The sequence below is a fragment of the Mesorhizobium sp. B2-1-8 genome, assembly GCF_006442545.2.
Taxonomy (GTDB): Bacteria; Pseudomonadota; Alphaproteobacteria; order Rhizobiales; family Rhizobiaceae; genus Mesorhizobium.
Genome location: NZ_CP083952.1, coordinates 1,191,656 through 1,216,171, shown reverse-complemented (window position 1 = coordinate 1,216,171; position 24,516 = coordinate 1,191,656). Strand labels below are relative to the sequence as shown.

The window sequence follows — 24,516 nt, the reverse complement described above, 5'->3', positions numbered from 1 at the left end:
CTAGATCAAAGAGCAACGCTGAACGTGCCTTCCCAAGCACGACGAAAATCGTCAGGAGACCCGCCATGAAATTTTTTGCCGACACCGCCGATATCAAAGAGATCAAGGAACTGAACGATCTGGGACTGCTCGATGGCGTCACCACCAATCCCTCGCTGATCCTGAAATCGGGCGGCAAGATCATCGAGGTCACCAAGCAGATCTGCGACATCGTCGAAGGCCCTGTCTCGGCCGAGGTCGTGGCGACCGAGTTCAAGGACATGATGGCCGAAGCCAAGGTGCTGGCCAAGATCGCGCCCAATATCGCCATCAAGGTGCCGCTGACGCTGGACGGCCTGAAGGCCTGCAAGACCATCCGCACCGAGATGAACCGCATGGTCAACGTCACGCTGTGCTTCTCGGCCAACCAGGCGCTGCTCGCGGCCAAGGCCGGCGCGTCCTTCATCTCGCCCTTCGTCGGCCGCATCGACGATACCGGCTCGGACGGCATGGAGGTGATCCAGGAGATCCGTCAGATCTACGACAATTACGACTTCCAGACCGAGATCCTGACCGCTTCCGTGCGCACGGTGAACCACGTCAAGCAGGCGGCTCTCATCGGCGCCGACGTCATCACCGCGCCGCCGGCGACGCTGAAGGCGCTGGTCAATCATCCGCTGACAGACAAGGGCCTTGCCGCTTTCCTCGCCGACTGGGCCAAGACCGGCCAGAAGATCAGCTGAGCGATCCGCTACCGGATATGAAAAAAGGCCGGGCAACCGGCCTTTTTTCATGCGCTGTGGATCAAGAGAGAAGCCTGCCCGTCAGTCCGTGCCATCGTCGGGGAGCGCGGTCGGCGACGGGCGCTTGCCCGCCATGATCTCGCGCTTGCCGACATGGTTGGGCGCGCCGACCAGGCCTTCCTTCTCCATGCGCTCGACCAGTGAAGCGGCGCGGTTGTAACCGATGCCGAGGCGGCGCTGGATATAGGACGTCGAACATTTCTTGTCGCGCAACACCACCTTGACCGCCTCGTCATAGCTGGAATCGCCATCCTCGGCGGCAACGGCTCCCTTGTCGAAGACCGCTCCCTGGTCGCCTTCCTCTTCCTCTTCATCCTCGTCGGCCGTCACGGTCTCCAGATATTCGGGGCGGCCCTGCGCCTTCAGATGCGCCACGACATGCTCGACCTCGGCGTCGGAAACAAAGGGGCCGTGCACGCGGGCGATGCGCCCGCCGCCCATCATGTGCAGCATGTCGCCCTGGCCGAGCAGCTGCTCGGCGCCCTGCTCGCCCAGGATGGTGCGGCTGTCGATCTTGGAGGTGACCTGGAAGGAGATGCGGGTCGGGAAATTGGCCTTGATCGTGCCGGTGATGACGTCGACCGAAGGCCGCTGCGTCGCCATGATCAGGTGAATGCCGGCGGCGCGCGCCATCTGCGCCAGGCGCTGGATGGCGCCTTCGATCTCCTTGCCGGCGACCATCATCAGGTCGGCCATCTCGTCGACGATGACGACGATGTAGGGCATCGGCGCCAAGTCGATCTCCTGCTGTTCGAACAGCGGCTCGCCGGTGCCCTTCTCGAAGCCGGCCTGCACGGTCATGACGACCGTCTCGCCCTTGTCCCGGGCTTGGGCGGCGCGCTCATTGTAGCCGTCGATGTTGCGCACGCCGAGCCGCGCCATCTTGCGATAGCGATCTTCCATCTCGCGCACCGCCCATTTGAGCGCGGTTACGGCCTTCTTGGGATCCGTGACGACGGGGGTGAGAAGGTGCGGGATGCCGTCATAGACGGACAGTTCGAGCATCTTCGGGTCGACCATGATCAGCCGGCATTCTTCGGGCTTCAGCCGGTAGAGCAACGACAGGATCATGGTGTTGATGGCGACCGACTTACCGGAGCCGGTGGTGCCGGCGACGAGCAGATGCGGCATTTTCGCCAGCTCGGCGATGACGGGTTCGCCGCCGATCGTCTTGCCAAGGCAAAGCGCCAGCTTGCAGCTGGTCTTGCGGAAGCCCTGCGATTCGATCAGTTCGCGGAAATAGACGGTTTCGCGGGTCTCGTTCGGCAGCTCGATACCGATGACGTTGCGGCCGGGCACCACGGCGACGCGCGCCGAGACCGCCGACATGGAGCGGGCGATGTCGTCGGCGAGACCAATGACGCGGGAGGATTTGACGCCCGGCGCCGGCTCGAATTCGTAGAGGGTGACGACCGGACCGGGGCGTACGTGGATGATCTCGCCGCGCACGCCGAAATCCTCCAGCACGCTTTCCAGGAGATCGGCATTCTGCTCGAGCCGCTCCTGCGACATGTAGAAGCCCTGCCCTTCCGGCGGCTGCTGCAGCAGTTCCTCCGAGGGAAGTTCGTAGCTTTCGCCCGTCACCGGCCGCGCAACCTTGCCAGCCATGGGCAGCGACGGCCCGCGCATGGCGGGACCGGTTTCCTCCACGCGTTGCACAAGCGGTGCCGGGAGGACGCTGCTTGCGGCAGGCGCCATCGCGGCCGTTGTCCGAGCCTGCCGGGCGGCCCTGCCCGCCGAAACGGATGGCTCGACCACGGCCTCGTTGGAGTTGGCCGGAAACACGTCCGGCGGGGCGGACGGGGCCTGGCCCGGAAGGCATTCGATGACACGGAACAAGGCGGTGACATCGGCCACGGCGGGCGCGGAGATATCGGCCCGCGCCGCGGCAACCGGCGGAGCCGGGACCGGTGCGCGCGAAACCGGGCTGACTTGGCGGCCCGGGAACGTGACGTCAACCAGAAGCGGCGCCAAGCCCTCGAAGAAGGCGTGATCCGAGAGATAGGGCCGCCGGGCTTTTTCAGTGGTGGCTGCTTTGAGCGGCGCGCCATTCCCGACGACGGACGCCGGGCGCGTGGCCGCTCGAGCGGGCACATTCGGAGCCGCGGGCGGAACACCTTGCGACGTCTCGCCGCCGCGTACTGGCTGAGCGGGCGCGGCCGGCGACGGTCCGCGATGCATGACGACGCCAGCCTGCTGCGTCGGGAGCGCCTGCGGGCCGCCCTGCCCGGCAACCTCGCCCTGCGGCGGGCGGTGCTTGGGCTCATAGTCCGGGGTGCGTGTAAAACGCACATTGGGCGCAAGGAAAAAATACTCTTGCCAGGCAGGGCTTTCAGTGTCGCCCTGCGGGAAACCATTGTCCGCCACAGGCTTCCCATTCGGCCCACCGGAGGGGCTCCTGTCGCCGCCGGGAACAGCAACCCGCCCGGAATGGCCCGAAGCACCGGACTGACGGACATCCACCTTGCCGCGCGGGCCGCCGGCGCGCTCCCCTTCGGGGTCATCGGGCGAAGCTGTGTGCAACGAATTGACCCGAGAAAAACGCCTGGCTTCCATGCTCAAGACTCACTGTGGAACGTCTGCTGAGCAATAGGGAGCGAGTGGTTAACAGTTGCTTCCGTAAGTGCCGTTGGAGCGACCGAAAAATATCTTTCGCGGCGATGCCGAAGGATACAGATTCGAGCGCTGGATCGTATTCGACGATCCAGCCACGCGTGCGACCGAGCATGAGCAAGTGCCGGCCTTGACTATCGGGAAACGGCCGGCACCAGGATCGAGAGGAGGACGTCTTTCGGAACGAAGAGTAGCGCTAGCTGGCCGTCTTGCCGTGCCGGGCCAGATCCTGGGCGATGGACAGTTGCAGGGCTTCGGCCAGTTCGCGCGCGGCACGGTTCTCGGCATCGATCTGCGCCCGGTAGGAAGCAAACTCTTGACGCGGCCTGTCGAAGGACGAGGTGATCGCCCGCTTGCCGACCGCGATCACCGCGCCGGTTTTCGCATCGGTCAGCGTGTAGCCGGAGGTCAGCGTCACCGAACCGGCGGTCGGCTCGTCTTGATCGGTTCCAACCTGGACCAGCGCCGAGGATTCAACGGCTTCGGTCACGCTGAGATCGAGCGAATAAAGCGGCGAAGCCGGTTCGCCGGCGCCGCGCCCGAACCCGAAGATCAGGTTGTTGCGCACCTGCTGGGCATAACGCGTCCGGACCGGCTTGACGGCGATCGACGCCAACTCGGCGTTCGCGGTGGAGCCGGTCGACAGCGGCGCGCTCGAATAGAGCGGCCGCACCTGGCAGGCCGAGACGAGCGCAAGCGAGCCGACAAGGCCGGCAAGCGCGATGCGGCGCAGCAAACGGCTCAACTCTGTCTTTTCCCGATCAGGCAACGACATTGACGATCCTCTGCGGCACGATGATCACCTTGCGCGGAGCCTTGCCTTCAAGTGCTTTCTGCACGAAGTCGAGAGCCAAGGCCGCTTTTTCGACCGCACCTTGGTCCGCGTCGCGGGCAATTGTCAAATCCCCCCGCTTCTTGCCGTTGACCTGCACCGGATAGGTGACTTCGTTGTCGACGACCAGCGCCGAATCGAAGACCGGCCACGGCCGTTCGGCGACCAGATCGATGCCGCCCAGCGTCTCCCAGCACTCTTCGGCAAGGTGCGGCATGACAGGCGCGATCAGGTGCACCATGATCTCGACGGCCTCCCGGCACGCGCTTTTCAGTACCGGATCGGCCTTGCCTTCCGCCACCTCGTTGAGCGGGGTGGTCAGCGCGTTGGCCAGTTCATAGATGCGGGCGATGGCACGGTTGAAGGCGAGCTTTTCGATGTCTTCGCCGACCGCCTTCAGGATTTTGTGCGCGGCCTTGGAAACGGCCCCGGCCTCGCCATCATTGGCCGCCTTGGGCGTGACCCCTGCCAGCGTCTCGGCCGCCGTCGACACCAGCCGCCAGATGCGCTGCATGAAGCGATGCGCGCCGGCGGCACCGTCGTCGGTCCACTCGACATCGCGTTCGGGCGGAGAATCCGACAGCATGAACCAGCGCGCCGTGTCGGCGCCGTAGCCGTCGGTGATGTCTTCCGGGCTCACCGTGTTCTTCTTCGACTTCGACATCTTCTCGAGCGGGCCGATGGTGACCGCCTCGCCGGTGGCGATGTCGATGGCGCGGCGCTTGCCGTCGACATCCTCCAGCCGCACTTCGGTCGGCGCCAGCCAGCGGCCATTCGATGCCGTGCCGACGCGGTAGGTTTCGTGCACCACCATGCCTTGCGTGAACAGGCCCTTGAACGGTTCGGCCAGGTCGACATGGCCGGTCTCGCGCATGGCGCGGGTGAAGAAACGCGAATAGAGCAGATGCAGGATCGCATGCTCGATGCCGCCAATATACTGGTCGACCGCCAGCCACTCGTTCGCCGCCTTGGGATCGGTCGGATCATGCGCCCAGGGTGCCGTAAAACGGGCGAAATACCAGGACGAGTCGACGAACGTGTCCATCGTGTCGGTTTCGCGCCGGGCGTCCTGGCCGCATTGCGGGCACTTTACATGCCGCCATGTCGGATGCCGGTCGAGCGGATTGCCCGGCCGGTCGAAATCGACATCGTCCGGCAGCTTGACCGGCAGGTCGGCCTTCGGCACCGGCACCACGCCGCAATCCTCGCAATGGATCATCGGGATCGGGCAGCCCCAGTAGCGCTGGCGCGAAATGCCCCAGTCGCGCAGGCGGAAATTCACCTTGCGCTCGGCCATCGGCCGGTTGCCGATCGTCTTCTGTTCCAGCAGATTCGCGACCTCGTCGAAAGCCCGGTCCGGCTTCATGCCGTCGAGGAAGCGCGAATTGATCATCGCACCATCGTCGACATAGGCCTCGTCGATGATCTGGAAAGCCGACGGGTTCTCGCCGTCCGGCATCACCACCGGCACCACCGGCAAGCCGTATTTGTTGGCGAAGTCGAGGTCGCGCTGGTCATGCGCCGGGCAGCCGAAGATGGCGCCGGTGCCGTATTCCATCAGCACGAAATTGGCGACATAGACCGGCAGCGTCCAGGTATCGTCGAAGGGATGGACGACGCGGATACCGGTGTCAAAACCCTTCTTCTCGGCCGTCTCCAGCGCCGCCACCGAAGTGCCCATATGGCGCACTTCGTCGATGAACTTCGCCAGCGCCGGATCGGTCTCCGCGGCCTTCTTGGCCAGCGGATGATCGGCGGCGATCGCCATGAAGGAAGCACCGAAAATGGTGTCGGGCCGCGTCGTATAGACTTCCAGCTCATGCTCGCCGGCAATTTCCGAGGCCAGCGGCCAGCGGATCAGCAAGCCTTCCGAACGGCCGATCCAGTTCTGCTGCATCAGCTTCACTTTTTCGGGCCATTCGTCGAGGCCGTCGAGCGAATCCAGCAGGTCCTGCGCGAAATCGGTGATCTTGAAGAACCACTGCGTCAGCTCGCGCTGTTCGACCAGCGCGCCGGAGCGCCAGCCGCGCCCGTCGATGACCTGCTCGTTGGCGAGCACTGTCATGTCCTCCGGGTCCCAGTTGACCTTGGAGGATTTGCGCGTCACCAGCCCCTTCGCGACGAAGTCGAGGAACAGCATCTGCTGGCGGTGGTAGTAATCGACGTCGCAGGTGGCGAATTCGCGCGCCCAGTCCAGCGACAGGCCCATCACCTTGAGCTGCTCGCGCATGGTGGCGATGTTCTGGTAGGTCCACTCCTTGGGATGGACCTTGTTCTGCATGGCCGCGTTCTCGGCCGGCATGCCGAAGGCGTCCCAGCCCATCGGATGCAGCACGTTGAAGCCCTTGGCCCGCTTGTAGCGCGCCACCACGTCGCCCATCGTATAATTGCGGGTATGGCCGATATGGATGCGCCCCGACGGGTAGGGAAACATCTCCAGCACGTAGTATTTCGGGCGCGGATCGTCATTGTGCGCTTCGAAAAGCTTCTTTTCGGCCCAGGCCTTCTGCCATTTGGGCTCTGACGCGCGCGGATTGTATCGTTCGGTTGCCATGGGACGTTTTTCACTTAAAAGCATGCGGACTGCGGGCAAGAGCCCGGCAGTTCACGAAATGTGGTCCGGGTGTTCACCATGCTTTGGCAAACCCGTCAACCATATGGGCATCGCGGCTGACAAAAACGCGGGCCAAAAACAGCGGGATTTGCATATGGGCGACACCGTTCAGCAGTTTTTCGCGGTCAGGGCGAAGATCGCCGCCGCCGAGCAGGAAGCCGGCCGTGAAGCCGGCGCGGTGACGCTGGTGGCGGTCTCCAAGACCTTCGACGCCGCCGATATCCAACCGGTGATCGAGGCCGGCCAGCGCGTCTTCGGCGAGAACCGCGTCCAGGAAGCACAGGGCAAATGGCCCGCCCTGAAGGAAGCTTCCCCCGATATCGAACTGCACCTGATCGGCCCGCTCCAGTCGAACAAGGCCAGGGAGGCGGTGGCGCTGTTCGACGTCATCGAGACCATCGACCGCGACAAGATCGCCGCCGAACTCGCCAAGGAAATCGCCAGGCAAGGCCGTGCGCCAAAGCTCTATGTCCAGGTGAACACCGGCTCCGAACCGCAGAAGGCCGGCATCGAACCGCGCGAGGCGGTCGCCTTCGTCAAGCGTTGCCGGGAAGTCCACGGCCTCGCCATCGAAGGCCTGATGTGTATTCCGCCGGCCGACGAAAACCCCGGCCCGCATTTCGCCTTGTTGGAGAAGCTCGGCAAGGAAGCGGGCATCGCCAAACTGTCGATGGGCATGTCCGGCGACTACGAGACCGCGATCGCCTTCGGCGCCACCAGCGTCAGGGTCGGTTCGGCGATTTTTGGAAGCAGGTAGTCCTGCCCGAACCTCCGGCTTGCTGCATTATGAGTCAGATCTATATCTAGCCAAGCTAGCTAGGAAGCATTCTATGAACTGGCACCTTCAAGACGCAAAAAACAATTTCTCCAAGCTGGTCCAACGCGCGCGCAGCGAGGGACCGCAGACGGTAACTCTGCGCGGCGAGCGTGCCGCAGTGGTACTCTCCGCCGAGGATTACGACCGTCTGGCTGGAAAAAAGAAGTCGTTGGCTGAGTATCTTTTGACTGGCCCGGTTTGGGACGACGATTTCGCCGAGGAGGTCAACCGTCGCCCGGAAACGATGATCCGGAACGTCGATCTCTGATGTATCTGCTCGATACGAACATCGTTTCCGATGTGCAGAGGCGGCTGCATAGGCCGACTGAATGGCTGGCTTCGGTGGATCCAACATCGGTCAACCTCAGCGTCATTACCCTTGGTGAAATCGAGCGTGGGATCGTCAAGCTGGGCAAGGTCGATTCCGAAAAGGCGACACGCCTCGATTTATGGCTACGGGAGCTTCGGCGTGACAACGCCGACCGTATCCTTGCTGTCACGGAAGACGTGGCATTGACTTGGGACCGCATCACCGCCGGTCGGACACGAGGCAGCGCTGACACGCTCATCGCGGCAACCGCACTTGTCCATGACCTCATTCTGGTAACTCGCAATGTCACAGACTTTGAAGATACTGGCGTGACGGTGCTCAATCCCTGGGACGTCTAAGCGTTCCTTTCCGCTCGGAATGCACCATATCGTTAGGCCTGATCCGCAGGGCCATTATGCCAGCACTGGAAACGAAACGTACCGTTCCTATTTGTCTCGGTGTCACCACATATTCTCCTGGAGCTTTCGCCATGCGTTACAATCAGCTTGGAAATACCGGGCTTTTCGTCTCCGAACTTTGCCTCGGCACCATGACCTTCGGCGCCGCCGGCCAGAATGCCCAATGGGGCCTGATCGCCAGCCTCGACCAGAAGGGCGTCAACGAGATCGTTGGCCGCTCGATCGCCGCCGGCGTCAACTTCTTCGACACGGCCGACGTCTATTCCGTTGGCGAGTCCGAACGCCTGCTCGGCCAGTCGCTTAGGGATCTCGGTGTTCTCAGGTCGAATGTGGTCATCGCCACCAAGGTTCATGGCGCCATGGGTGAAGGCCCGAACCAGCGCGGCTCCTCGCGCGGCCACATCATGGATTCGGTCGATGCCAGCCTCGAACGGCTGCAGCTCGACCATATCGATCTCTATCAGTTGCACGGCGCCGACGCGGTGACGCCGATCGACGAAACGCTGCGGGCACTCGATGATCTCGTCTCCAGCGGCAAGGTTCGCTATGTCGGTGTCTCCAACTGGCAGGCCTGGCGCATCGCCAAGGCGCTCGGCATCGCCGACAGCAAGGGCTTTGCCCGCTTCGAGACCATCCAGTCCTATTACTCGATCGCCGGCCGCGACCTCGAACGCGAGATCGTGCCGCTGATCAACGAGGAGAAGCTCGGCCTGATGGTGTGGTCGCCCATGGCCGGCGGGCTGCTGTCCGGCAAATACGGCCCCGGCGCGCCGGGCAATGGCGAGGGCCGCCGAGCGTCTTTCAACTTCCCTCCGGTCAACGAGGACCGCGCCTGGGCGTCGGTCGCCGTCATGCGCGAGATCGCCAAGAAGCATGATGTCGGCGTCGCCACCGTGGCGCTCGGCTATGTCCTGGCCAAGCCTTTCGTGATGAGCGTGATCATCGGCGCCAGCCGCATGGACCAACTCGAGCAGAACCTTGCCGCCACCAGCCTCGAGCTCGATGCCGACGACCTCGCCAGGCTGGACGAAGTGAGCGCCTTGCCGTCCGAATATCCCGGCTGGATGGTCGACCGCCAGAGCGCCGGCCGTCGTCCGCCGCCTTTCGTCCCGAAGGCATAGTTCGTACCGCGAGCAGGCCGGCCTTTTCGACGCCGCGTGTCCCCTGGACGCGCGGCTTCGGTTACAGCCGGACGGTCTCGGCAAGAAAGTCGAGAAAGGCCCGCACCCTTGCAGGCAGGTGTTTGCCCTGGCCGACATACACGGCATGGGTCGGCTCTTCGTCGCCGGGGTTGAAGTCTTCCAGCATCGGCACCAGCCGGCCGGCGGCAATGTCGGGCTCGACATGCCAGCGCGCCAGCCGCGCAATGCCCGCCCCTGACAGTGCGGATAGCCGCATCGCCTCGCCGTCGCTCACCGTGGCGGTGCCTGCGATCGGGATCATGACCGGTGCTCCGGCCGTGTCGATGAACGGCCAGCCGTCGATGTATCGGACGAAACCGAAGGCAAGCATGTTGTGACGACCGAGATCGCCGGGCGTCAGCGGCGTGCCGCGCGCTTGGAGATAGGCGGGCGCGGCAACCACCACCATCCGGCTCTGACCGAGCTTGCGGGCTACCAGTCGTGACTCGCGCAGCGGCCCGGCGCGTATGGCGATATCGGCGCGCTCTTCCAACAGGTCGATCACGCTGTCGGTCAGCACGGCCTCGACGGAAATTTCGGGATAGCGTTCCAGAAAGCGCGGTAGCAGCGCCATTAGCCGGTGTTGGCCGAACGGCACGTAGCTGTTGACCCTCAGCCTTCCACGCGGCGCGGCTCCTGCCGCGGCTTCACGCTCGGCCTTATCCATGTCGGCGAGCACGCGCACGCCGCTGTCGTAGAAGGCCGTTCCTTCCGGCGTGAGCTGGAGCTTGCGCGTCGAGCGGCTGACAAGCCGCGCGCCAAGCCGGGTTTCGAGCCGCGCGATCAGCTTGCTCACCGCCGACGGTGTCATGCGCAGCCGCCGCGCCGCGGCCGAGAAGCTCCCCGCCTCGACGACACGCACGAACACTTCGATCTCGCCGGAGCGGTTGATGTCGGGCCGAGCCATCTGTGAATCTATTTCACAGGAAGTATGCCTTGGGCAAGTCTGGTTCACAACATGGTGGACCACGATCTTCCGGGCCGGGGCGCACGCTGGGCGTCCTTTGCCGACAGATGGGACCAACCGCCATGCCTCTTGCTCTCTATGCCCTCGCTGCCGGTGCCTTTGGCATCGGTGTCACCGAATTCGTCATCATGGGCCTGCTCATCGATGTCAGCAAGGACCTCGGCGTCTCGATCTCCGCCGCCGGCCAGCTGATTTCCGGCTATGCACTGGGCGTCGTCATCGGTGCACCCTTGTTGACCATCGCCACCGGCAACTGGCCGCGCAAAACCGTACTGCTGGCGCTGATGGCGATCTTCACGATTGGCAACCTCGCCTGTGCGCTGGCGCCCGATTACTGGACGCTGATGGGTGCCCGCACCATCACCGCCTTTGCCCATGGCACTTTCTTCGGCGTTGGCTCGGTGGTCGCAACTGGTCTGGTCGCGCCCAACAGGAAGGCTTCGGCGATCGCGCTGATGTTCACCGGCCTGACCATCGCCAACATCCTCGGCGTGCCCTTCGGCACCTGGCTCGGCCAGGCCTTTGGCTGGCGCGCGGCCTTCTGGGCGGTGACCGCGGTCGGCCTCGCGGCCTTCGCCGTCATCCTGGCCCTGGTGCCGCGCGGCCAGGCCGCGCTCGAGAAGAGCGACTGGCGCGCCGATCTCGCCGTGCTGCGCCGCACACCCGTCCTGCTCGGCCTCGCCACCACGGTGCTCGGCTATGCCGGCGTCTTCGCCGTCTTCACCTATATCGCCCCGTTGCTCACCGAGATCAGCGGCTTCAGGGAAGCGGCCGTGTCGCCGATCCTGCTCGTCTTCGGCGGTGGCCTCGTCGCCGGCAATCTCGCCGGTGGCAAGGCCGCCGATCGCTGGCTGGTGCCGGCGGTGCTCGGCAGCCTCGTGGTGCTGGCGCTGGTGCTTGCCACGATGAGCTTCGCCATCCACAGCCAGGCCATGGCCGTGATCTATGTCGGCCTGCTCGGTGCCGCCGCCTTCGCCACCGTGGCGCCGCTGCAGATGTGGGTGCTGGAGAAAGCGCAAGGCGCCGGCCAGAGCCTGGCCTCATCGTTCAACATCGCCGCCTTCAATCTCGGCAATGCGGCCGGCGCCTGGCTTGGCGGCGCGGTCATCGCCCATGGCCTTGGGCTGGGTTCGCTCACCTGGGTCGCCGCCCTGCTGCCGCTCGCGGCACTCGCCGTGGCCGGCCTGGCGCTGCGCCTCGATCGCGGCGCCAGGCTCGGCGCGCCTGCCCCTGTCCGGTCGTGACATCGGCCGACACCCGAATCGCCTCACCCATCCACAAACCACCAGGAGCAAGAAAATGGACTATCGACATCTCGGCGCATCGGGCCTGAAAGTCCCGGCGCTCTCATTCGGCGCCGGAACCTTTGGCGGTTCCGGCCCGCTGTTCGGCGCCTGGGGAAACAGCGACGCGCAAGAAGCGCGGCGGCTTATCGACATCTGCCTCGAGGCCGGCGTCAACCTCTTCGACACCGCCGATGTCTATTCGAATGGCGCCTCGGAAGAAGTGCTCGGCGAGGCGATCAAGGGCCGCCGCGACGCGGTTCTGATCTCGACCAAGACCGCGCTGCCGATGGGCGACGGGCCGGCCGACTATGGCTCGTCGCGCTCACGGCTGATCAAGTCGGTGGACGCCGCGCTGAAGCGCCTCGGCACCGACTATGTCGACCTGCTGCAACTGCACGCCTTCGATGCCGGGACGCCGATCGAGGAAGTTCTGTCGGCGCTGGACGGGCTCGTGCGCGCCGGCAAGCTGCGCTATGTCGGCGTCTCCAACTTCTCCGGCTGGCAAGTGATGAAGTCGCTCGGCCTGGCGGAGAAGCACGGCTACCCACGCTATGTCGCGCATCAGGTCTACTATTCTCTGCTCGGCCGCGACTATGAATGGGAGTTGATGCCGCTCGGCCTCGACCAGGGCGTCGGCGCGCTGGTGTGGAGCCCGCTCGGCTGGGGCCGCCTGACCGGCAAGATCCGCCGTGGCCTGCCCTTGCCGGAAAAGAGCCGGCTGCACGAGACCGCGAGCTTCGGCCCGCCGGTCGAGGACGAGCATCTCTATCGGGTTGTGGATTCGCTCGATGCGGTGGCGCAGGAAACCGGCAAGACCGTGCCCCAAATCGCCATCAACTGGCTGCTGCAGCGCCCGACCGTCTCCTCCGTCATCATCGGCGCCCGCAATGAAGAACAGCTGCGCCAGAACCTCGGCGCCGTCGGTTGGGCACTGACGCCGGAGCAGGTGAAAAAGCTCGACGCGGCAAGCGAGGTCACCGCGCCCTACCCGTACTTTCCGTACCGGCGCCAGGAAGGCTTTGCCCAGCTCAACCCGCCGGCGGTGTGATTGCGAGGACTCTAGCAGGCAAGGTCGCGGGACAGCGCCCCCCTCTGGCCTGCCGGCCATCTCCCCCTCTTGGGGGGAGATCGGATGCCGCGATGGCTTTCGCCAATCTTCGAACGTTGACGGAGCAGCGGCATCACCGAACCAGCCAATCTCCCCACTTGAGGGGGAGACGTCCGGCAGGACAGAGGGGGGCGCCGTAGGGTGCCGACCTCAACAGCCATCATCGCGTTACCATCGTTCAATGCAGCACAAATTCCCCATCTACCTTGCGCCATTCATTCGGCGCGATCAGCTTCTGGTGCGTGTAGACCACCGAATGCAGCGGCCCGTCGAGCTTGGCCTTCCAGAATTCGATGAACCGGATCAGCACAGGAAACTTCGGAGCGATGTCGTAGTCCTGCCAGACGAAGCTCTGCAGGAGATGCGGGTGGTCGGGAAAATGATAAAGAATCTTGGCCGTGGTCAGGCCGTAGCCTTTGAGCATCAGGTCCATTTCAAGATGGTCGCGCATTGCGGTCCCCAAGGTTGATTCTCCTTTCCTCCCGAACACCAATTGTGCGCGCCGTTGCTTAACTGTCTATTGATTTTTCTTGATCACAAAACGAACTTTTCACGCAAAAACATGCAGTTAGCAGCGAACCGCGTCGAGTGCTGACAGTCTCGAAAAGCGCCCCTGCGGCATCCCGCCGCGCGAATCCAACGTCTAATGTTGCCGTCGCGGCGGAACTGGTAATAATGCCGCCGAATTCGCGGCTGCGTCGCCGCGATCCCGCGGGTGTTTCAAGCCGGCGGATTGGTTCGGGAGGAAAGCAAAGAAATGTCCGAGGCTCATGTCCATCGCGTCCAGCCGGCGTGGAAGAAGAACGCCCTGATCGACAATGACACCTATCTCAAATGGTATGCCGACAGCGTGAAGAACCCGGACAAATTCTGGGGCAAGCACGGCAAGCGCATCGACTGGTTCAAGCCCTTTTCCAAGGTCAAGAACACCTCCTTCGACGGCAAGGTCTCCATCAAGTGGTTCGAGGATGGCCAGACCAATGTCTCGTACAATTGCGTCGACCGCCACCTGAAGAAGCGCGGCGACCAGACCGCCATCATCTGGGAAGGCGACAATCCCTACGACGACAGGAAAATCACCTACAACGAGCTCTACGAGCATGTCTGCCGGTTGGCCAATGTGATGAAGAAGCACGGCGTCAAGAAAGGCGACCGCGTCACCATCTACATGCCGATGATCCCGGAGGCGGCTTACGCGATGCTGGCCTGCACGCGTATCGGCGCCATCCATTCGGTCGTCTTCGGCGGCTTTTCGCCGGATGCCTTGGCCGGCCGCATCGTCGACTGCGAATCGACCTTCGTCATCACATCGGATGAAGGCCTGCGCGGCGGCAAGCCCATTCCTCTCAAGGACAACACCGACAAGGCGATCGAGGTTGCCGCCAAGCACCATGTCAAGGTCAAGACAGTCGTGGTCGTGCGCCGCACGGGCGGCAAGATCGGCTGGGCGCCGGGGCGCGATGTCTGGTATCATGACGAAGTCGCGACGGTCAGGCCTGAGTGCAAGCCGGAGAAGATGAGGGCGGAGGATCCGCTGTTCATCCTCTACACGTCGGGCTCGACCGGCCAGCCGAAGGGCGTGCTGCACACCACCGCCGGCTATCTCGTCTATGCCTCGATGACGCACCAATATGTCTTCGACTACCATGACGGTGACATCTACTGGTGCACCGCCGATGTTGGCTGGGTCACCGGCCACAGCTACATCGTCTACGGACCGCTCGCCAACGGCGCCACCACGCTGATGTTCGAGGGCGTGCCGAACTACCCCTCGCAGTCGCGCTTCTGGGAAGTCATCGACAAGCACAAGGTCAACATCTTCTACACCGCCCCGACGGCGTTGCGCGCGCTGATGGGCGCCGGCGACGACCCGGTGAAGAAGACCTCGCGCAAGTCATTGCGCGTGCTGGGCTCGGTCGGCGAGCCGATCAATCCGGAAGCCTGGGAGTGGTATTTCAATGTCGTCGGCAACAGCAAGGTGCCGATCGTCGACACCTGGTGGCAGACCGAGACCGGCGGCATCCTGATCACGCCGCTGCCGGGCGCCACCGACCTCAAGCCAGGCTCGGCGACGCGGCCCTTCTTCGGCATCAAGCCGCAGCTGGTCGACGGCGAAGGTAAGGTGCTCGAAGGGGCCGCCGACGGCAATCTCTGCATCACCGATTCCTGGCCCGGCCAGATGCGCACCGTCTATGGCGATCACGACCGCTTCGTGCAGACCTATTTCTCGACCTACAAGGGCAAGTACTTCACCGGCGACGGCTGCCGCCGCGATTCGGACGGCTATTACTGGATCACCGGCCGTGTCGACGATGTCATCAACGTCTCCGGCCACCGCATGGGCACGGCCGAAGTCGAATCGGCGCTGGTCAGCCATGAGAAAGTCTCGGAAGCCGCCGTCGTCGGCTATCCCCATGACATCAAGGGCCAGGGCATCTACAGCTACGTGACCTTGATGAAGGGCATGGAGGCTACCGAAGAGCTGCGCAAGGAGCTCGTCGCCCACGTCCGCAAGGAGATCGGCGCCATCGCCACGCCCGACAAGATCCAGTTCGCGCCGGGCCTGCCCAAGACCCGCTCGGGCAAGATCATGCGCCGCATCCTGCGCAAGATAGCCGAGGACGATTTTTCCGCACTCGGCGACACCTCGACGCTCGCCGATCCGGCCGTGGTCGACGACCTCGTCGCCAACCGTCAGAACAAGAAGGGCTGATGCGGGAAGACGCGGCATTGGGCACCGTCACCCAGTTGTGGCGCTATCCGGCGAGTTCGCTCGCCGGCGAGCGCCAGGACGCCATCCTGGTCGGCACCGACAGCATCGAGGGCGACCGTATGTTCGGCCTCGTCGATATCTCGGACAATGAAATCGCCCGGCCCGACCGTGACGCCAAATGGCACAAGGTGCCGCGCATCCGGACCCGGTTGAGCCGTAGCGGCGAATTGGAAATCGCCATCCCCGATGGCGACTGGCTCGCCGCACCCGGCGCCGAATGCGACCGCGCCGTGTCGGCCTATCTCGGCTTCGGCGCCTCGATCCGGCCGTTCCGCAGGGAGAATGCGGCAGGCTATGCCGGTCCGCTGACCGCGGAACGCTACCGCAAGGCGCCGATCCATCTCCTGACCACGGCATCCCTGTCGCGGCTGGAGGCGCTGCATCCGCAAGGCGCCGCCGATCCCCGCCGCTTCCGCCCCAACATCGTCGTCGACATGGCTCCGGTCGACGGCTCGTTTCCCGAAACGGAATGGATCGGCCGCAAGCTCGCCATCGGCGACCTCGTCCTGACCATCTCCGAGCCGTGCCGCCGCTGCGGCTTCACCATCATTGCCCAGGACGGTTTCGACAATGATCCGGGGATCCTGCGCAACCTGGTTCGCCACAACGCCCACAATCTCGGCGTCTACTGCACCGTCGACCAGCCCGGCCGTGTCGAGATCGGCGCGCCGATGCGGTTCGTCTGACCCGATCCAAGCCTATCGATAAAGGTCCGCCCGTGTCGGTGGCAGGCCGCTCGGGCCTCGCGCGCGTTTGGTGGCGACGGTCTGGAATATCTGCGCCGAGGCGCGTTCGAAGGTGATGGAGCAGCCGCTCAGGTAAAGCAGCCACAGCCGCGCCTTGGCTTCGCCGACCTCGGCGATCGCCTCGCCGAACCGCGCCTGCAGACGCTCGGCCCAAAGCCTGCAGGTGCGGGCATAGTGCTCGCGCAAATTCTCGACATCGTAGACGAGGAAGCCGTGTGCTTCGAGATTGCCTAGCGTCATGCCGATCGTGTCGAGCTCGCCACCCGGGAAGATGTATTTGATCAGCGCCTTGTATTCCGGCCCCTTGCGCAGGGTCTTCTTGATGTCGCCTTTGCTGCGCCTCGTGATGGCGTGATGCAGATAGATGCCGCCCGGTTTCAGCAGCCGATGGACAGCGGAGAAGTAGGCGACATGGTTTGCCAGGCCCAGATGCTCGAACATACCGATGGACGATATCTTGTCGAAGGTGCCGGTGAGCTCTGCGTAGGACTTTATCTCGATGGTGATCCTGTCCTCCAGACCCTCGGCGCGAATGCGCTCGCGGGCTAGTGAGGTCTGGGCTTGCGACAGCGAGACGCCGTGTCCGACGACACCGTAATTTTTCGCGGCGTGGATCAGCATCGCGCCCCAGCCGCAGCCGATGTCGAGCAATCTTTCACCGGGTTTCAGCCGAAGCTTGCGGCAGATATGGTCGAGCTTGTCGACCTGCGCCTCGTCGATGCCGTTTGCGAAATCCTGGAAATACCCGCAGCTATAGACCATGCGCTCGTCGAGAAAGAGCCGGTAGAAGGCATTCGAGATATCATAGTGATGCTGGATCGCCTCCTTGCTGGAGCCGCTGACGAACGGGTTGCGACCAGCGAGATCGACCCGCGACGCCATCTGCTTTCTCGAAAACAGCACCGCCGGCAAGTCACGCAGAAGCGCCCATTTCGGCAATGCCTTCAGCTTCGAGCGCAGCTTGCCCGTTGAAGGCAGGGCGTAGAAATCGAACAGCGATCCATCCTCGATGTCGACTGCCTTGGAAATCCACATCTCGATGAGGGTCGACAGGGAGGGTCGGCGAACGATCTGCCAGACAATGTCGTGGTCGTTGATGACCAGCACGGGGCCGGTGGCGGGGCCGATCCGCTCGCCGGTCCACAGCCTGACCGCGAAGCCGGGCTTCACCGCCTCGACTACCGTTCGAACGATGCGCGCAGCTCTTTCGGTGGCGTCCATGCCCTTCCCCGCGGTCGATGGCTCGATCTTGTCCGTTTGAGACCTGGATCGCAAGCCAAAGCATGCGGCGCCATCTTCGGGCAAGGATGCCTTTTTCAGCATGGCACTTGTCATTTGCTGCAACGCACCCCATCATGAGGGTGTGTTCAACAAATCGAAAGGAGGTGATCCGATGTCGAGTGATTTCGTTTTCCAGAACGTGGCCTCAGCGGATTGCACTTTCGGGAAGCAGTCTTCCCGTTAAGGCGCGAGATGCGCGGCGGGTGACGTGAGCGTCACCGCCATTGAGCCGCGCCATGGACGGAAACACGGAAGGCCGCCGGCTTCGAAAGAAGCGGCGGCCTTTTCCGTTTCACGGGTTATTGGGTCAGTATGACCTTTTCGGTGTTGCGGATGATTTCCTGAAAGGCACCGTCCAATTCTGCTCCGGTGGACACCTCGAAATAATGTCTCTCTGTGGCGGAGGCGTCTTTCGACGAACAATCCTTTAGCACCGCCTTTGCCTGGTCCCGCTCGGTTGCCGACATGTCCTTATCGTTCAGGTCGAAGCCGATGGTGAAGATCTCGATGCCGTCATTTTTCATGTTGTCGCACAGCGTTTCAGCATTGCCGCGCGCAAGGTTACCCTGGCCGTTGTAGCTCCCGGCGGCACCCGCGAAGGCCGTATTGAACTGGCCATCGGTCATCAGGATTGCGACCTTGGCAATCTTCTTCGGATCGGCGTTCGAAGCGCCGTTGCCGAGGCCGGCATTCTTGATTGCGGCGCGCCATTGCGGCGACAGCATATAATAGGTCCACTGAATGGCGATCGCGCCGGCTGTAAAACCACCGGCCCGGAAGTCGTCGATCGAATCAAGCAATGCATCGGAATCCGCGGTCAGCGGAATCACTTGCGCGTCAGGACATCTGTTCATTCCCTCGCCGCTGAGATGATCATCCCGGTTGACCAGGGCATAATATTTCTTGCCGTTCCTGTCTGTGCGAACAGTGTCTGGGCCGTCGGCGCTCAAATCCGCATCGCCGTTTTTGTTCTTGCGCTCCGTAGCGCAATTATCCGGGCGCGGCATGGCCGCACCAACAATGGAGATGTAGTCGCTGAAGGACGGCAGCAGATTTTTGCCCGTCTTGGCAACGAGAAGCGAACTGCCGGCGACGGGTGGCAGCTCGGAACTCCCTTGCTTTTCGGCATAGACGTTTTCGGCCAGTTTGCCGGCGTTCACGCCAGATGCATAAGGCACAATCGCGACACGGACGCGGGGGTTCTTCGGGTCCTGGTTCTCGAGCATCGTCTGGACTGCATTTCGCGCGGCGGCTATCAGGTCGCCGATCTTGTTGACGTTGCCCCGCTTGGCCATCGATCCCGTTATGTCGAGCATCATGGCCACCTCTATCTGCTTGTCGGAATAGAGCGCTGTGGTGGAAGCACCGACGCGCTGCATGTCACCGGTGCTGAACAACGGGAAATAGAGGCCGACATCGACATGGGCATCCGCCTGGACCGTTTTGGCGGTCCTGTCGACGATCAGCTTGTCGAGCACGATCTGGCCGGCGTGCAGAATTCCGGCGGTAGCGTTGGCGTCGAGAAAGGCCTGCACGGATTTGTCGGCGTCGGCTTCCTTGGTGGCGCCGGTGGTCAGGTCACGCGCCGTCGATGTCACCGCCGCATCGACCACGCCCTGCAGGCTCGATCTGGCATTGTAGAGCTGCGCGACATTGACCGAAAAGCCCGCGACCAGCGCCAAGACCGAGGCAGCAAAGCCGAACAGGACCGCGAAATTTCCACCGCGATCTCTGGCGAACCCGCCGACCGCGTGAACAAGACCCCCGTAATTCCGCATCCAACAGCCTCCGCTTGCCTCGGCCTCGTCGCCGCGAACAGGGCAATGCAGGATTCCAGCCGGATGACATCGCCTCACGCCGGGACATTTTCGGCCAGACATCAAGCTGTTGTTTTTCCTTGCTTTCGTCCTTCGTGAAGGTGAACGGCTGGTAAACGAAAAAGCACGATCGCCGCCGCGTTTACCAGGCGCTTACCATGCTCGACACGAGGCAATTGCCGAAGCCTTGGCGACGTCCTGTTGCGGCACAGGCCTTCTGTGCCGAAGCGGGAGCAACTGTCCCAGGATTGCGAGGCATGCCGAGGCAGAAACCTGCCCAGGTGTGTTGATATTCAGGTCAGGCCGGCCTCACCTGAATATCAACATAGCTAGGCCAGCATCTGTGCGCTGACCGTCCTGTCGATGCCGCGGTGGGGTGGATTGAACAGCCTGCCTTGCTGTTCGTAGGTCCATACCTTGAACAGGGTGAGCCGGTGCGGGCCGAAACTGTGCAGCAAGGGAACGTCGATGGCGTCGCGCCCGCGCGCGATGACGACGCGGCCGATCCTGGGCCGGTTGTGGCGCGGATCGAACGTGTACCATTTGCCGTCGAGGAACGCCTCCATCCAGGCCGAGAAATCCATCGGCGCCGGATCGGCCGGCACACCGATGTCGCCGAGATAGCCGTTCACGTAGCGCGCCGGAATGTTCATGCAACGGCAAAGCGTGATCGCCAGATGGGCGAAGTCGCGGCACACCCCGACGCGTTCCTCGTGCGCCTGCGCGGCGGTGCGGGTCGAACGCGCATAGCCATAGCCGAAGGACAGGCGGTTGTGGACATAGCCGACGATTGCCTGCACCCGCGCCCATCCGGACGGAAGATGGCCGAAAAGCTGCCAGGCGAGATCGCTCAGATGATCTGTCTCGCAGTAGCGGCTGCCCAGGAGATAGAAGAGCACCTCGTCGGGCAATTCGGCGACCGGCATTTCCCGGGCCAGCGTGTTGACCTCGTCCGTCTCGCCACTGTCCTCGACGACCGCGTCGTAGAGGATGCGAAAGCCGCCGGCGGGCGCGGTAAAACGGCGACAGGCATTGCCATGCAGGTCGTGATAGAGCCTTGTCGGCACCGATGGCGAGATGAGCACACGTGTCTGCCGCTTGATGTCGCCCTGCCTGTCCTTGTGAATCTCGAGCAGCGAAATCACCGGAGTTGCCTCGGCGCATTCAATGGCGATCTCGTAGCCGAGGCGTATCAGCATGGGCGTCGTCCCCTGGTTCGCGTGATGGGAATTGTACGGTTTCAAACGTTGCAAGGTGACGGTGGTTCCCTGGATCAAATGCGCTCGCGCGCCTTTCCATGCCGGCGCCTTGGCGTTACGGTTGCGTCCTCCCTCGACACCCTCCCTCGGACTTCAAGGAAAATCATGTTTGCTGGCAGAAAATTCGCCGCCTTCCTCTTCGACATGGACGGCACGCTCATCAATTCCATCGCCTCGGCGGAGCGGGTCTGGGGCGATTGGGCGCGGCGCCACGGCCTCGACGTCGCGGCCTTCCTGCCGACGATCCACGGCGTTCGGGCGATCGAGACCATCACCGCCCTGGCGCTCCCGGGTGTCGACCCGAGACACGAAGCGGATTTGCTGCTGAAGGCCGAGGCCGACGATCTCGATGGCATCCTCCAGATCGCCGGCGCCGTGTCATTTCTCAACGCGCTGCCGCCGGAACGCTGGGCGATCGTAACCTCGGCGCCGCGCTCGTTGGCGCTTGCGCGCATGAAGGTCGCCGGCATTCCTGTCCCTGCCGTCCTCATCGCGGCGGAGGACGTTTCCCGCGGTAAGCCGGCGCCCGATTGCTTCCAGCTCGGCGCAAGACGGCTTGGCTTCGACGCACGCGATTGTCTGGTGTTCGAGGATGCCCCGGCCGGCATTGCGGCGGCGGAGGCGGCGGGCGCGTCGGTCATGGTGATCAACGCCACGCACCAGCATCCCCTGGCAACACAGCATGCCGCGATCGCCGGTTATGATGAGATCGACATCACCGTCGACGAACGCGGCTGGGTTGCGCTCGAGCCGCAGCGCGACGCTGCTTAAGATATAGCGTAAAGCCGTCCAAGGTGTGTTGAGATTCAGGTCAGGCCGGCCTCACCTGAATATCAACATACCTTAGAAGTCGCTGGTCAGGCCTTTTACCTCCCAGTCGCCATAGCGGCCGGGCTCCTTGCCCCCACGGCCGCCGATTTCCCGGGGCAGTGCTGCTTCCTTGCGGCGGTAGTCCTGCCGCCTTGCCTCGGCTTCCTGCAGCGCGCGGCGGGCGGCGGGCGTCAGTTCTTTTGGCGGCACGCCGTCATCGGGGCCGGCCGGCGTTTTACTGGTTTCGTCGTTCATGCGATATCTCGAGCGGATTGAAACAGGAACAGGTGTTTCCCATCATATAGCGATGACCTCAAAAGGATCGACCCTTTTTCACCGCCATCCGGACAGGAGCAGACGATGAACACCATTCGCACCGCCATGCTTCTCGCCACCATGACGGCGCTGTTCATGGGCGTCGGCTTTTTGATCGGCGGTTCGGGCGGCATGATGATCGCGTTGGTGATCGCCGCCGGCACCAATTTGTTCAGCTATTGGAACGCCGACAAGATGGTGCTGTCGATGAACCACGCCGTCGAGGTCGACGAGAAGAACGCGCCCGAATATTACGCCATCGTCCAGGCACTGGCCAAGCAGGCCGGCCTGCCGATGCCGAAAACCTATCTGATCGACAATCCGCAGCCGAATGCCTTCGCCACCGGCCGCAACCCGCAGAACGCGGCGGTCGCCGCCTCCACCGGCCTGCTGCAGCGGCTGACCCATGAAGAGGTCGCCGCCGTGATGGCGCATGAACTCGCCCACGTCCAGCACCGCGACACGCTGACCATGACCATCGTCGCCACCTTTGCCGGTGCCATCTCGATGCTCGGCAATTTCGCCTTTTTCCTCGGCGGCAACCGCGACAACAACCCGTTCGGCTTCGTCGGCGTGCTGGCGGCGATGATCGTGGCGCCCTTCGCGGCCATGATCGTGCAGATGGCGGTCAGCCGCACCCGCGAATATGAGGCCGACCGGCGTGGCGCCGAAATCTGTGGACACCCGCTGTGGCTGGCCTCCGCGCTTGACAAGATCGCCCGCGGGGCCGAACGGATCCCCAACCCCGATGCCGAGCGCAATCCCGCGATGGCGCATCTCTTCATCATCAACCCCCTGCATGGCGAGCGCATGGACAGTCTGTTCTCTACCCATCCGAGCACCGACAACCGCATCGCCGCCCTGCAGGCGATGGCGCGGCAAATGGGCGACGGTGCATCGCGGGCCACGCAGCGCCAGGCACCGACACCACCGCAGGCGGACGAGCCGCAATCGGCCGGACCGTGGGGCAAGCCGGCCGAACCGGAACAGACGGCCGAACCGGCCAGCCCGAAGCCCAATCCATGGGGTCGCAACCCGACCGGGCCCAAAGGCCGGTGGTCGTGAGCGTGGCGGGCAGGGCACCTCGACGCACGGTTTCAGGCGATCAGGACCACGATGCCGGCGGCGAGTTCGTTGCCGGCCTTGCCGCGCGCAAGGCGGCGGCGCGGCTGCTGGCAGCCGTCATCGATGCACGCACGCCGCTTGACGGCCTGACCGACCACGAGAACGGCCATCCGCAATACAGGGCGCTCGATTTGCGCGACCGCGGCCTGGTGCGCGCAATACTGGTCACCGCGCTGCGCTACCGCATGACCATAACGGGACTGCTGGCGCGGCGCCTGGAAAAGTCGCTGCCGCCCAACGCGACCGCCTTGTCGCACATATTGCATGTGGCGGCGGCGCAGATCCTGTTCCTCGACATCCCCGACAGCGCCGCGGTCGACCTCGCCGTGACCCACGCCAAGTCCGATCCCCGAACGCAGCGTTTTTCCGGCCTGGTCAACGGCGTGCTGCGCACGCTGGCGCGAGCCAAGGAAGCCGAGCTTCCGGCCGCGCTTGCCGCCACCGACGAAGCGCCAAAATGGTTTTCCGACCGGCTGAAGGCCGCCTATGGCACCGAGAAGGCCCGGCAGATCCTGGCCGCCCATCGCCACGAGGCGCCGGTCGATTTCTCGGTCAAGGCCGATGCCGACCTCTGGGCCGAAAAGCTCGGCGGCATCGTCCTGCCCACGGGAACGGTTCGGGTGGAGAAGCTTGCCGGCGCCGTCACCGAATTGCCTGGCTTCGCGGAGGGCGCATGGTGGGTCCAGGATGCCGCCGCCAGCCTTCCCGCCCGGCTGTTCGGCGATGTCGCCGGCCTGCGCGTCGCCGATCTTTGCGCAGCGCCCGGCGGCAAGACCGCACAGCTCATTCTCGCTGGCGCCAGGGTCACAGCGGTAGACACCTCGAAGAACCGCCTGGCGCGGCTGGCGCAGAATCTCGATCGCCTTGGCCTGTCGGCCGACATCGTCCAGGCCGACCTGCTCAAATTCGAGCCCAGCGAATTGTTCGACGCCGTGCTGCTCGACGCGCCATGTTCCTCGACCGGTACGGTGCGCCGGCATCCCGACGTGCCATGGACCAAGACGGCGGCGGACGTCGAAAAGCTCGCAGACCTGCAACGCAGGCTGCTCGCCCGCGCCGTTATGCTGGTCAGGCCCGGCGGCAGGATCGTCTTTTCCAATTGTTCGCTCGATCCGCTCGAGGGCGAAGAACTGCATCGTTCCTTTCTCGAGGACACGGCTGCGGTCATTGATGATCCGCTGCGGCAAGGCGAGATCGCCGGCATCGATTCGTTCCTGACGCCGCAAGGCACGCTGCGCACCACACCCGCCGATCTCGACCTCGGCGCCCCGGAGCGCTCCGGTCTGGACGGCTTCTTCGCCGCACGCATGCGTCGAACGCCGGCTTAACCACTGGGATTTGCAGATTTTTTTTTGGATGCACCCGGTCCAAGAGCAGGGGACCCGGCGCCGTCCTATGGAATTCGCCTTCGCATAAGTTCTTGAATCATATAAGCTTGTGCTTGGGTAAGGACGACCAGGA

Annotated in this window: 21 protein-coding genes; 12 read left to right on the top strand and 9 right to left on the bottom strand. The window is 63.6% G+C overall.

Translation table 11 applies throughout. The features are described 5' to 3' along the window. The first annotated feature begins 65 nt into the window (after positions 1-65). Entirely contained in the window at positions 66-722 is a 657-nt protein-coding gene (gene fsa, locus FJ970_RS05875) for a fructose-6-phosphate aldolase (protein WP_140754930.1), read from the top strand. Between the two features lie 81 nt (positions 723-803). On the opposite strand, the gene FJ970_RS05870 is transcribed toward fsa, so the two are convergent. The 3 genes from FJ970_RS05870 to leuS all read right to left on the bottom strand — a co-directional run bounded on the left by FJ970_RS05870 (position 804) and on the right by leuS (position 6,781). Continuing rightward, entirely contained in the window at positions 804-3,338 is a 2,535-nt protein-coding gene (locus FJ970_RS05870) for a DNA translocase FtsK (RefSeq protein ID WP_140754932.1), read from the bottom strand. Positions 3,339-3,591: 253 nt separating this feature from the next. Beyond that, a complete protein-coding gene (locus FJ970_RS05865) occupies positions 3,592-4,170 on the bottom strand; it encodes an LPS assembly lipoprotein LptE (protein WP_140754934.1) in 579 nt (192 codons plus the stop codon). Further along, positions 4,157-6,781: a leucine--tRNA ligase gene (gene leuS / locus FJ970_RS05860; RefSeq protein WP_140754936.1), complete on the bottom strand. Its 2,625-nt coding sequence runs from the start codon at positions 6,779-6,781 to the stop codon at positions 4,157-4,159. The genes FJ970_RS05865 and leuS overlap by 14 nt, the downstream gene beginning before the upstream one ends. A gap of 154 nt (positions 6,782-6,935) precedes the next feature. Here leuS and FJ970_RS05855 point away from each other — a divergent pair, with 154 nt between their 5' ends. From FJ970_RS05855 to FJ970_RS05840, 4 genes are all read left to right on the top strand, one after another. Beyond that, positions 6,936-7,598 carry a YggS family pyridoxal phosphate-dependent enzyme gene (locus tag FJ970_RS05855; protein ID WP_140754938.1) on the top strand — a complete coding sequence of 221 codons (663 nt, stop codon included), beginning with the start codon at positions 6,936-6,938 and terminating at the stop codon, positions 7,596-7,598. Between the two features lie 73 nt (positions 7,599-7,671). Continuing rightward, entirely contained in the window at positions 7,672-7,926 is a 255-nt protein-coding gene (locus tag FJ970_RS05850; RefSeq protein ID WP_023771771.1) for a type II toxin-antitoxin system Phd/YefM family antitoxin, read from the top strand. Then, positions 7,926-8,327, top strand: coding sequence for a type II toxin-antitoxin system VapC family toxin (locus FJ970_RS05845; protein ID WP_140754940.1), 402 nt, complete (start codon positions 7,926-7,928; stop codon positions 8,325-8,327). The genes FJ970_RS05850 and FJ970_RS05845 overlap by 1 nt, the downstream gene beginning before the upstream one ends. 131 nt (positions 8,328-8,458) lie before the next feature. After that, a complete protein-coding gene (locus FJ970_RS05840) occupies positions 8,459-9,508 on the top strand; it encodes an aldo/keto reductase (RefSeq protein WP_140754942.1) in 1,050 nt (349 codons plus the stop codon). Positions 9,509-9,569: 61 nt separating this feature from the next. Here FJ970_RS05840 and FJ970_RS05835 read toward each other — a convergent pair whose 3' ends face one another. Continuing rightward, positions 9,570-10,475 carry a LysR family transcriptional regulator gene (locus tag FJ970_RS05835; RefSeq protein WP_140754944.1) on the bottom strand — a complete coding sequence of 302 codons (906 nt, stop codon included), beginning with the start codon at positions 10,473-10,475 and terminating at the stop codon, positions 9,570-9,572. Between the two features lie 122 nt (positions 10,476-10,597). On the opposite strand from FJ970_RS05835, the gene FJ970_RS05830 reads away from it, so the two are divergent. Both FJ970_RS05830 and FJ970_RS05825 read left to right on the top strand, forming a co-directional pair. Then, positions 10,598-11,779, top strand: coding sequence for an MFS transporter (locus FJ970_RS05830; RefSeq protein ID WP_140754946.1), 1,182 nt, complete (start codon positions 10,598-10,600; stop codon positions 11,777-11,779). A 55-nt stretch (positions 11,780-11,834) separates the two neighbouring features. Next, entirely contained in the window at positions 11,835-12,869 is a 1,035-nt protein-coding gene (locus tag FJ970_RS05825) for an aldo/keto reductase (RefSeq protein WP_140754948.1), read from the top strand. 238 nt (positions 12,870-13,107) lie between these two features. Here the strand turns inward: FJ970_RS05825 and FJ970_RS05820 are convergent, their stop codons facing one another. Further along, positions 13,108-13,380, bottom strand: a complete 273-nt coding sequence (locus FJ970_RS05820; protein WP_023784217.1) for an usg protein — start codon at positions 13,378-13,380, stop codon at positions 13,108-13,110. A gap of 306 nt (positions 13,381-13,686) precedes the next feature. Between FJ970_RS05820 and acs the strand changes: the two genes are divergently transcribed. Both acs and FJ970_RS05810 read left to right on the top strand, forming a co-directional pair. Continuing rightward, on the top strand, positions 13,687-15,642 hold the full coding sequence (acs, locus tag FJ970_RS05815; RefSeq protein WP_140754950.1) for an acetate--CoA ligase: 1,956 nt from the start codon (positions 13,687-13,689) through the stop codon (positions 15,640-15,642). Beyond that, positions 15,642-16,388: an MOSC domain-containing protein gene (locus tag FJ970_RS05810; RefSeq protein WP_140754952.1), complete on the top strand. Its 747-nt coding sequence runs from the start codon at positions 15,642-15,644 to the stop codon at positions 16,386-16,388. Before acs ends, FJ970_RS05810 begins: the two co-directional genes overlap by 1 nt. Before the next feature lie 12 nt (positions 16,389-16,400). Here FJ970_RS05810 and FJ970_RS05805 read toward each other — a convergent pair whose 3' ends face one another. From FJ970_RS05805 to FJ970_RS05795, 3 genes are all read right to left on the bottom strand, one after another. Beyond that, entirely contained in the window at positions 16,401-17,669 is a 1,269-nt protein-coding gene (locus FJ970_RS05805; protein WP_140754954.1) for an SAM-dependent methyltransferase, read from the bottom strand. Between the two features lie 359 nt (positions 17,670-18,028). Further along, positions 18,029-19,507: a TadE/TadG family type IV pilus assembly protein gene (locus FJ970_RS05800; RefSeq protein ID WP_140754956.1), complete on the bottom strand. Its 1,479-nt coding sequence runs from the start codon at positions 19,505-19,507 to the stop codon at positions 18,029-18,031. A 368-nt stretch (positions 19,508-19,875) separates the two neighbouring features. Next, positions 19,876-20,745: a transglutaminase-like domain-containing protein gene (locus FJ970_RS05795; protein WP_140754958.1), complete on the bottom strand. Its 870-nt coding sequence runs from the start codon at positions 20,743-20,745 to the stop codon at positions 19,876-19,878. 165 nt (positions 20,746-20,910) lie between these two features. Between FJ970_RS05795 and FJ970_RS05790 the strand changes: the two genes are divergently transcribed. Beyond that, the gene (locus FJ970_RS05790; RefSeq protein WP_140754960.1) at positions 20,911-21,576 is read left to right on the top strand and encodes an HAD-IA family hydrolase; all 666 of its coding nucleotides are present in this window, start codon (positions 20,911-20,913) and stop codon (positions 21,574-21,576) included. Positions 21,577-21,648: 72 nt separating this feature from the next. On the opposite strand, the gene FJ970_RS05785 is transcribed toward FJ970_RS05790, so the two are convergent. Further along, positions 21,649-21,870, bottom strand: coding sequence for a DUF1674 domain-containing protein (locus FJ970_RS05785; RefSeq protein WP_140754962.1), 222 nt, complete (start codon positions 21,868-21,870; stop codon positions 21,649-21,651). A gap of 105 nt (positions 21,871-21,975) precedes the next feature. On the opposite strand from FJ970_RS05785, the gene htpX reads away from it, so the two are divergent. Together htpX and FJ970_RS05775 are read left to right on the top strand one after the other, a co-directional pair. Beyond that, entirely contained in the window at positions 21,976-22,995 is a 1,020-nt protein-coding gene (gene htpX, locus FJ970_RS05780) for a zinc metalloprotease HtpX (RefSeq protein WP_140754964.1), read from the top strand. Further along, positions 22,953-24,383: an RsmB/NOP family class I SAM-dependent RNA methyltransferase gene (locus FJ970_RS05775; protein WP_140754966.1), complete on the top strand. Its 1,431-nt coding sequence runs from the start codon at positions 22,953-22,955 to the stop codon at positions 24,381-24,383. The genes htpX and FJ970_RS05775 overlap by 43 nt, the downstream gene beginning before the upstream one ends. Positions 24,384-24,516: the final 133 nt, after the last annotated feature.

Coding starts and splice junctions, on each gene's coding strand:
- FJ970_RS05855 (WP_140754938.1), top strand. CDS start 6,936: ATGGGCGACACCGTTCAGCAGTTTTTCGCGGTCAGGGCGAAGATCGCC.
- FJ970_RS05800 (WP_140754956.1), bottom strand. CDS start 19,507: ATGCGGAATTACGGGGGTCTTGTTCACGCGGTCGGCGGGTTCGCCAGA.
- FJ970_RS05835 (WP_140754944.1), bottom strand. CDS start 10,475: ATGGCTCGGCCCGACATCAACCGCTCCGGCGAGATCGAAGTGTTCGTG.
- FJ970_RS05865 (WP_140754934.1), bottom strand. CDS start 4,170: ATGTCGTTGCCTGATCGGGAAAAGACAGAGTTGAGCCGTTTGCTGCGC.
- FJ970_RS05840 (WP_140754942.1), top strand. CDS start 8,459: ATGCGTTACAATCAGCTTGGAAATACCGGGCTTTTCGTCTCCGAACTT.
- fsa (WP_140754930.1), top strand. CDS start 66: ATGAAATTTTTTGCCGACACCGCCGATATCAAAGAGATCAAGGAACTG.
- FJ970_RS05830 (WP_140754946.1), top strand. CDS start 10,598: ATGCCTCTTGCTCTCTATGCCCTCGCTGCCGGTGCCTTTGGCATCGGT.
- acs (WP_140754950.1), top strand. CDS start 13,687: ATGTCCGAGGCTCATGTCCATCGCGTCCAGCCGGCGTGGAAGAAGAAC.
- FJ970_RS05870 (WP_140754932.1), bottom strand. CDS start 3,338: ATGGAAGCCAGGCGTTTTTCTCGGGTCAATTCGTTGCACACAGCTTCG.
- FJ970_RS05795 (WP_140754958.1), bottom strand. CDS start 20,745: ATGCTGATACGCCTCGGCTACGAGATCGCCATTGAATGCGCCGAGGCA.
- FJ970_RS05845 (WP_140754940.1), top strand. CDS start 7,926: ATGTATCTGCTCGATACGAACATCGTTTCCGATGTGCAGAGGCGGCTG.
- FJ970_RS05805 (WP_140754954.1), bottom strand. CDS start 17,669: ATGGACGCCACCGAAAGAGCTGCGCGCATCGTTCGAACGGTAGTCGAG.
- FJ970_RS05820 (WP_023784217.1), bottom strand. CDS start 13,380: ATGCGCGACCATCTTGAAATGGACCTGATGCTCAAAGGCTACGGCCTG.
- htpX (WP_140754964.1), top strand. CDS start 21,976: ATGAACACCATTCGCACCGCCATGCTTCTCGCCACCATGACGGCGCTG.
- FJ970_RS05790 (WP_140754960.1), top strand. CDS start 20,911: ATGTTTGCTGGCAGAAAATTCGCCGCCTTCCTCTTCGACATGGACGGC.
- FJ970_RS05825 (WP_140754948.1), top strand. CDS start 11,835: ATGGACTATCGACATCTCGGCGCATCGGGCCTGAAAGTCCCGGCGCTC.
- FJ970_RS05785 (WP_140754962.1), bottom strand. CDS start 21,870: ATGAACGACGAAACCAGTAAAACGCCGGCCGGCCCCGATGACGGCGTG.
- FJ970_RS05850 (WP_023771771.1), top strand. CDS start 7,672: ATGAACTGGCACCTTCAAGACGCAAAAAACAATTTCTCCAAGCTGGTC.
- leuS (WP_140754936.1), bottom strand. CDS start 6,781: ATGGCAACCGAACGATACAATCCGCGCGCGTCAGAGCCCAAATGGCAG.
- FJ970_RS05810 (WP_140754952.1), top strand. CDS start 15,642: ATGCGGGAAGACGCGGCATTGGGCACCGTCACCCAGTTGTGGCGCTAT.
- FJ970_RS05775 (WP_140754966.1), top strand. CDS start 22,953: ATGGGGTCGCAACCCGACCGGGCCCAAAGGCCGGTGGTCGTGAGCGTG.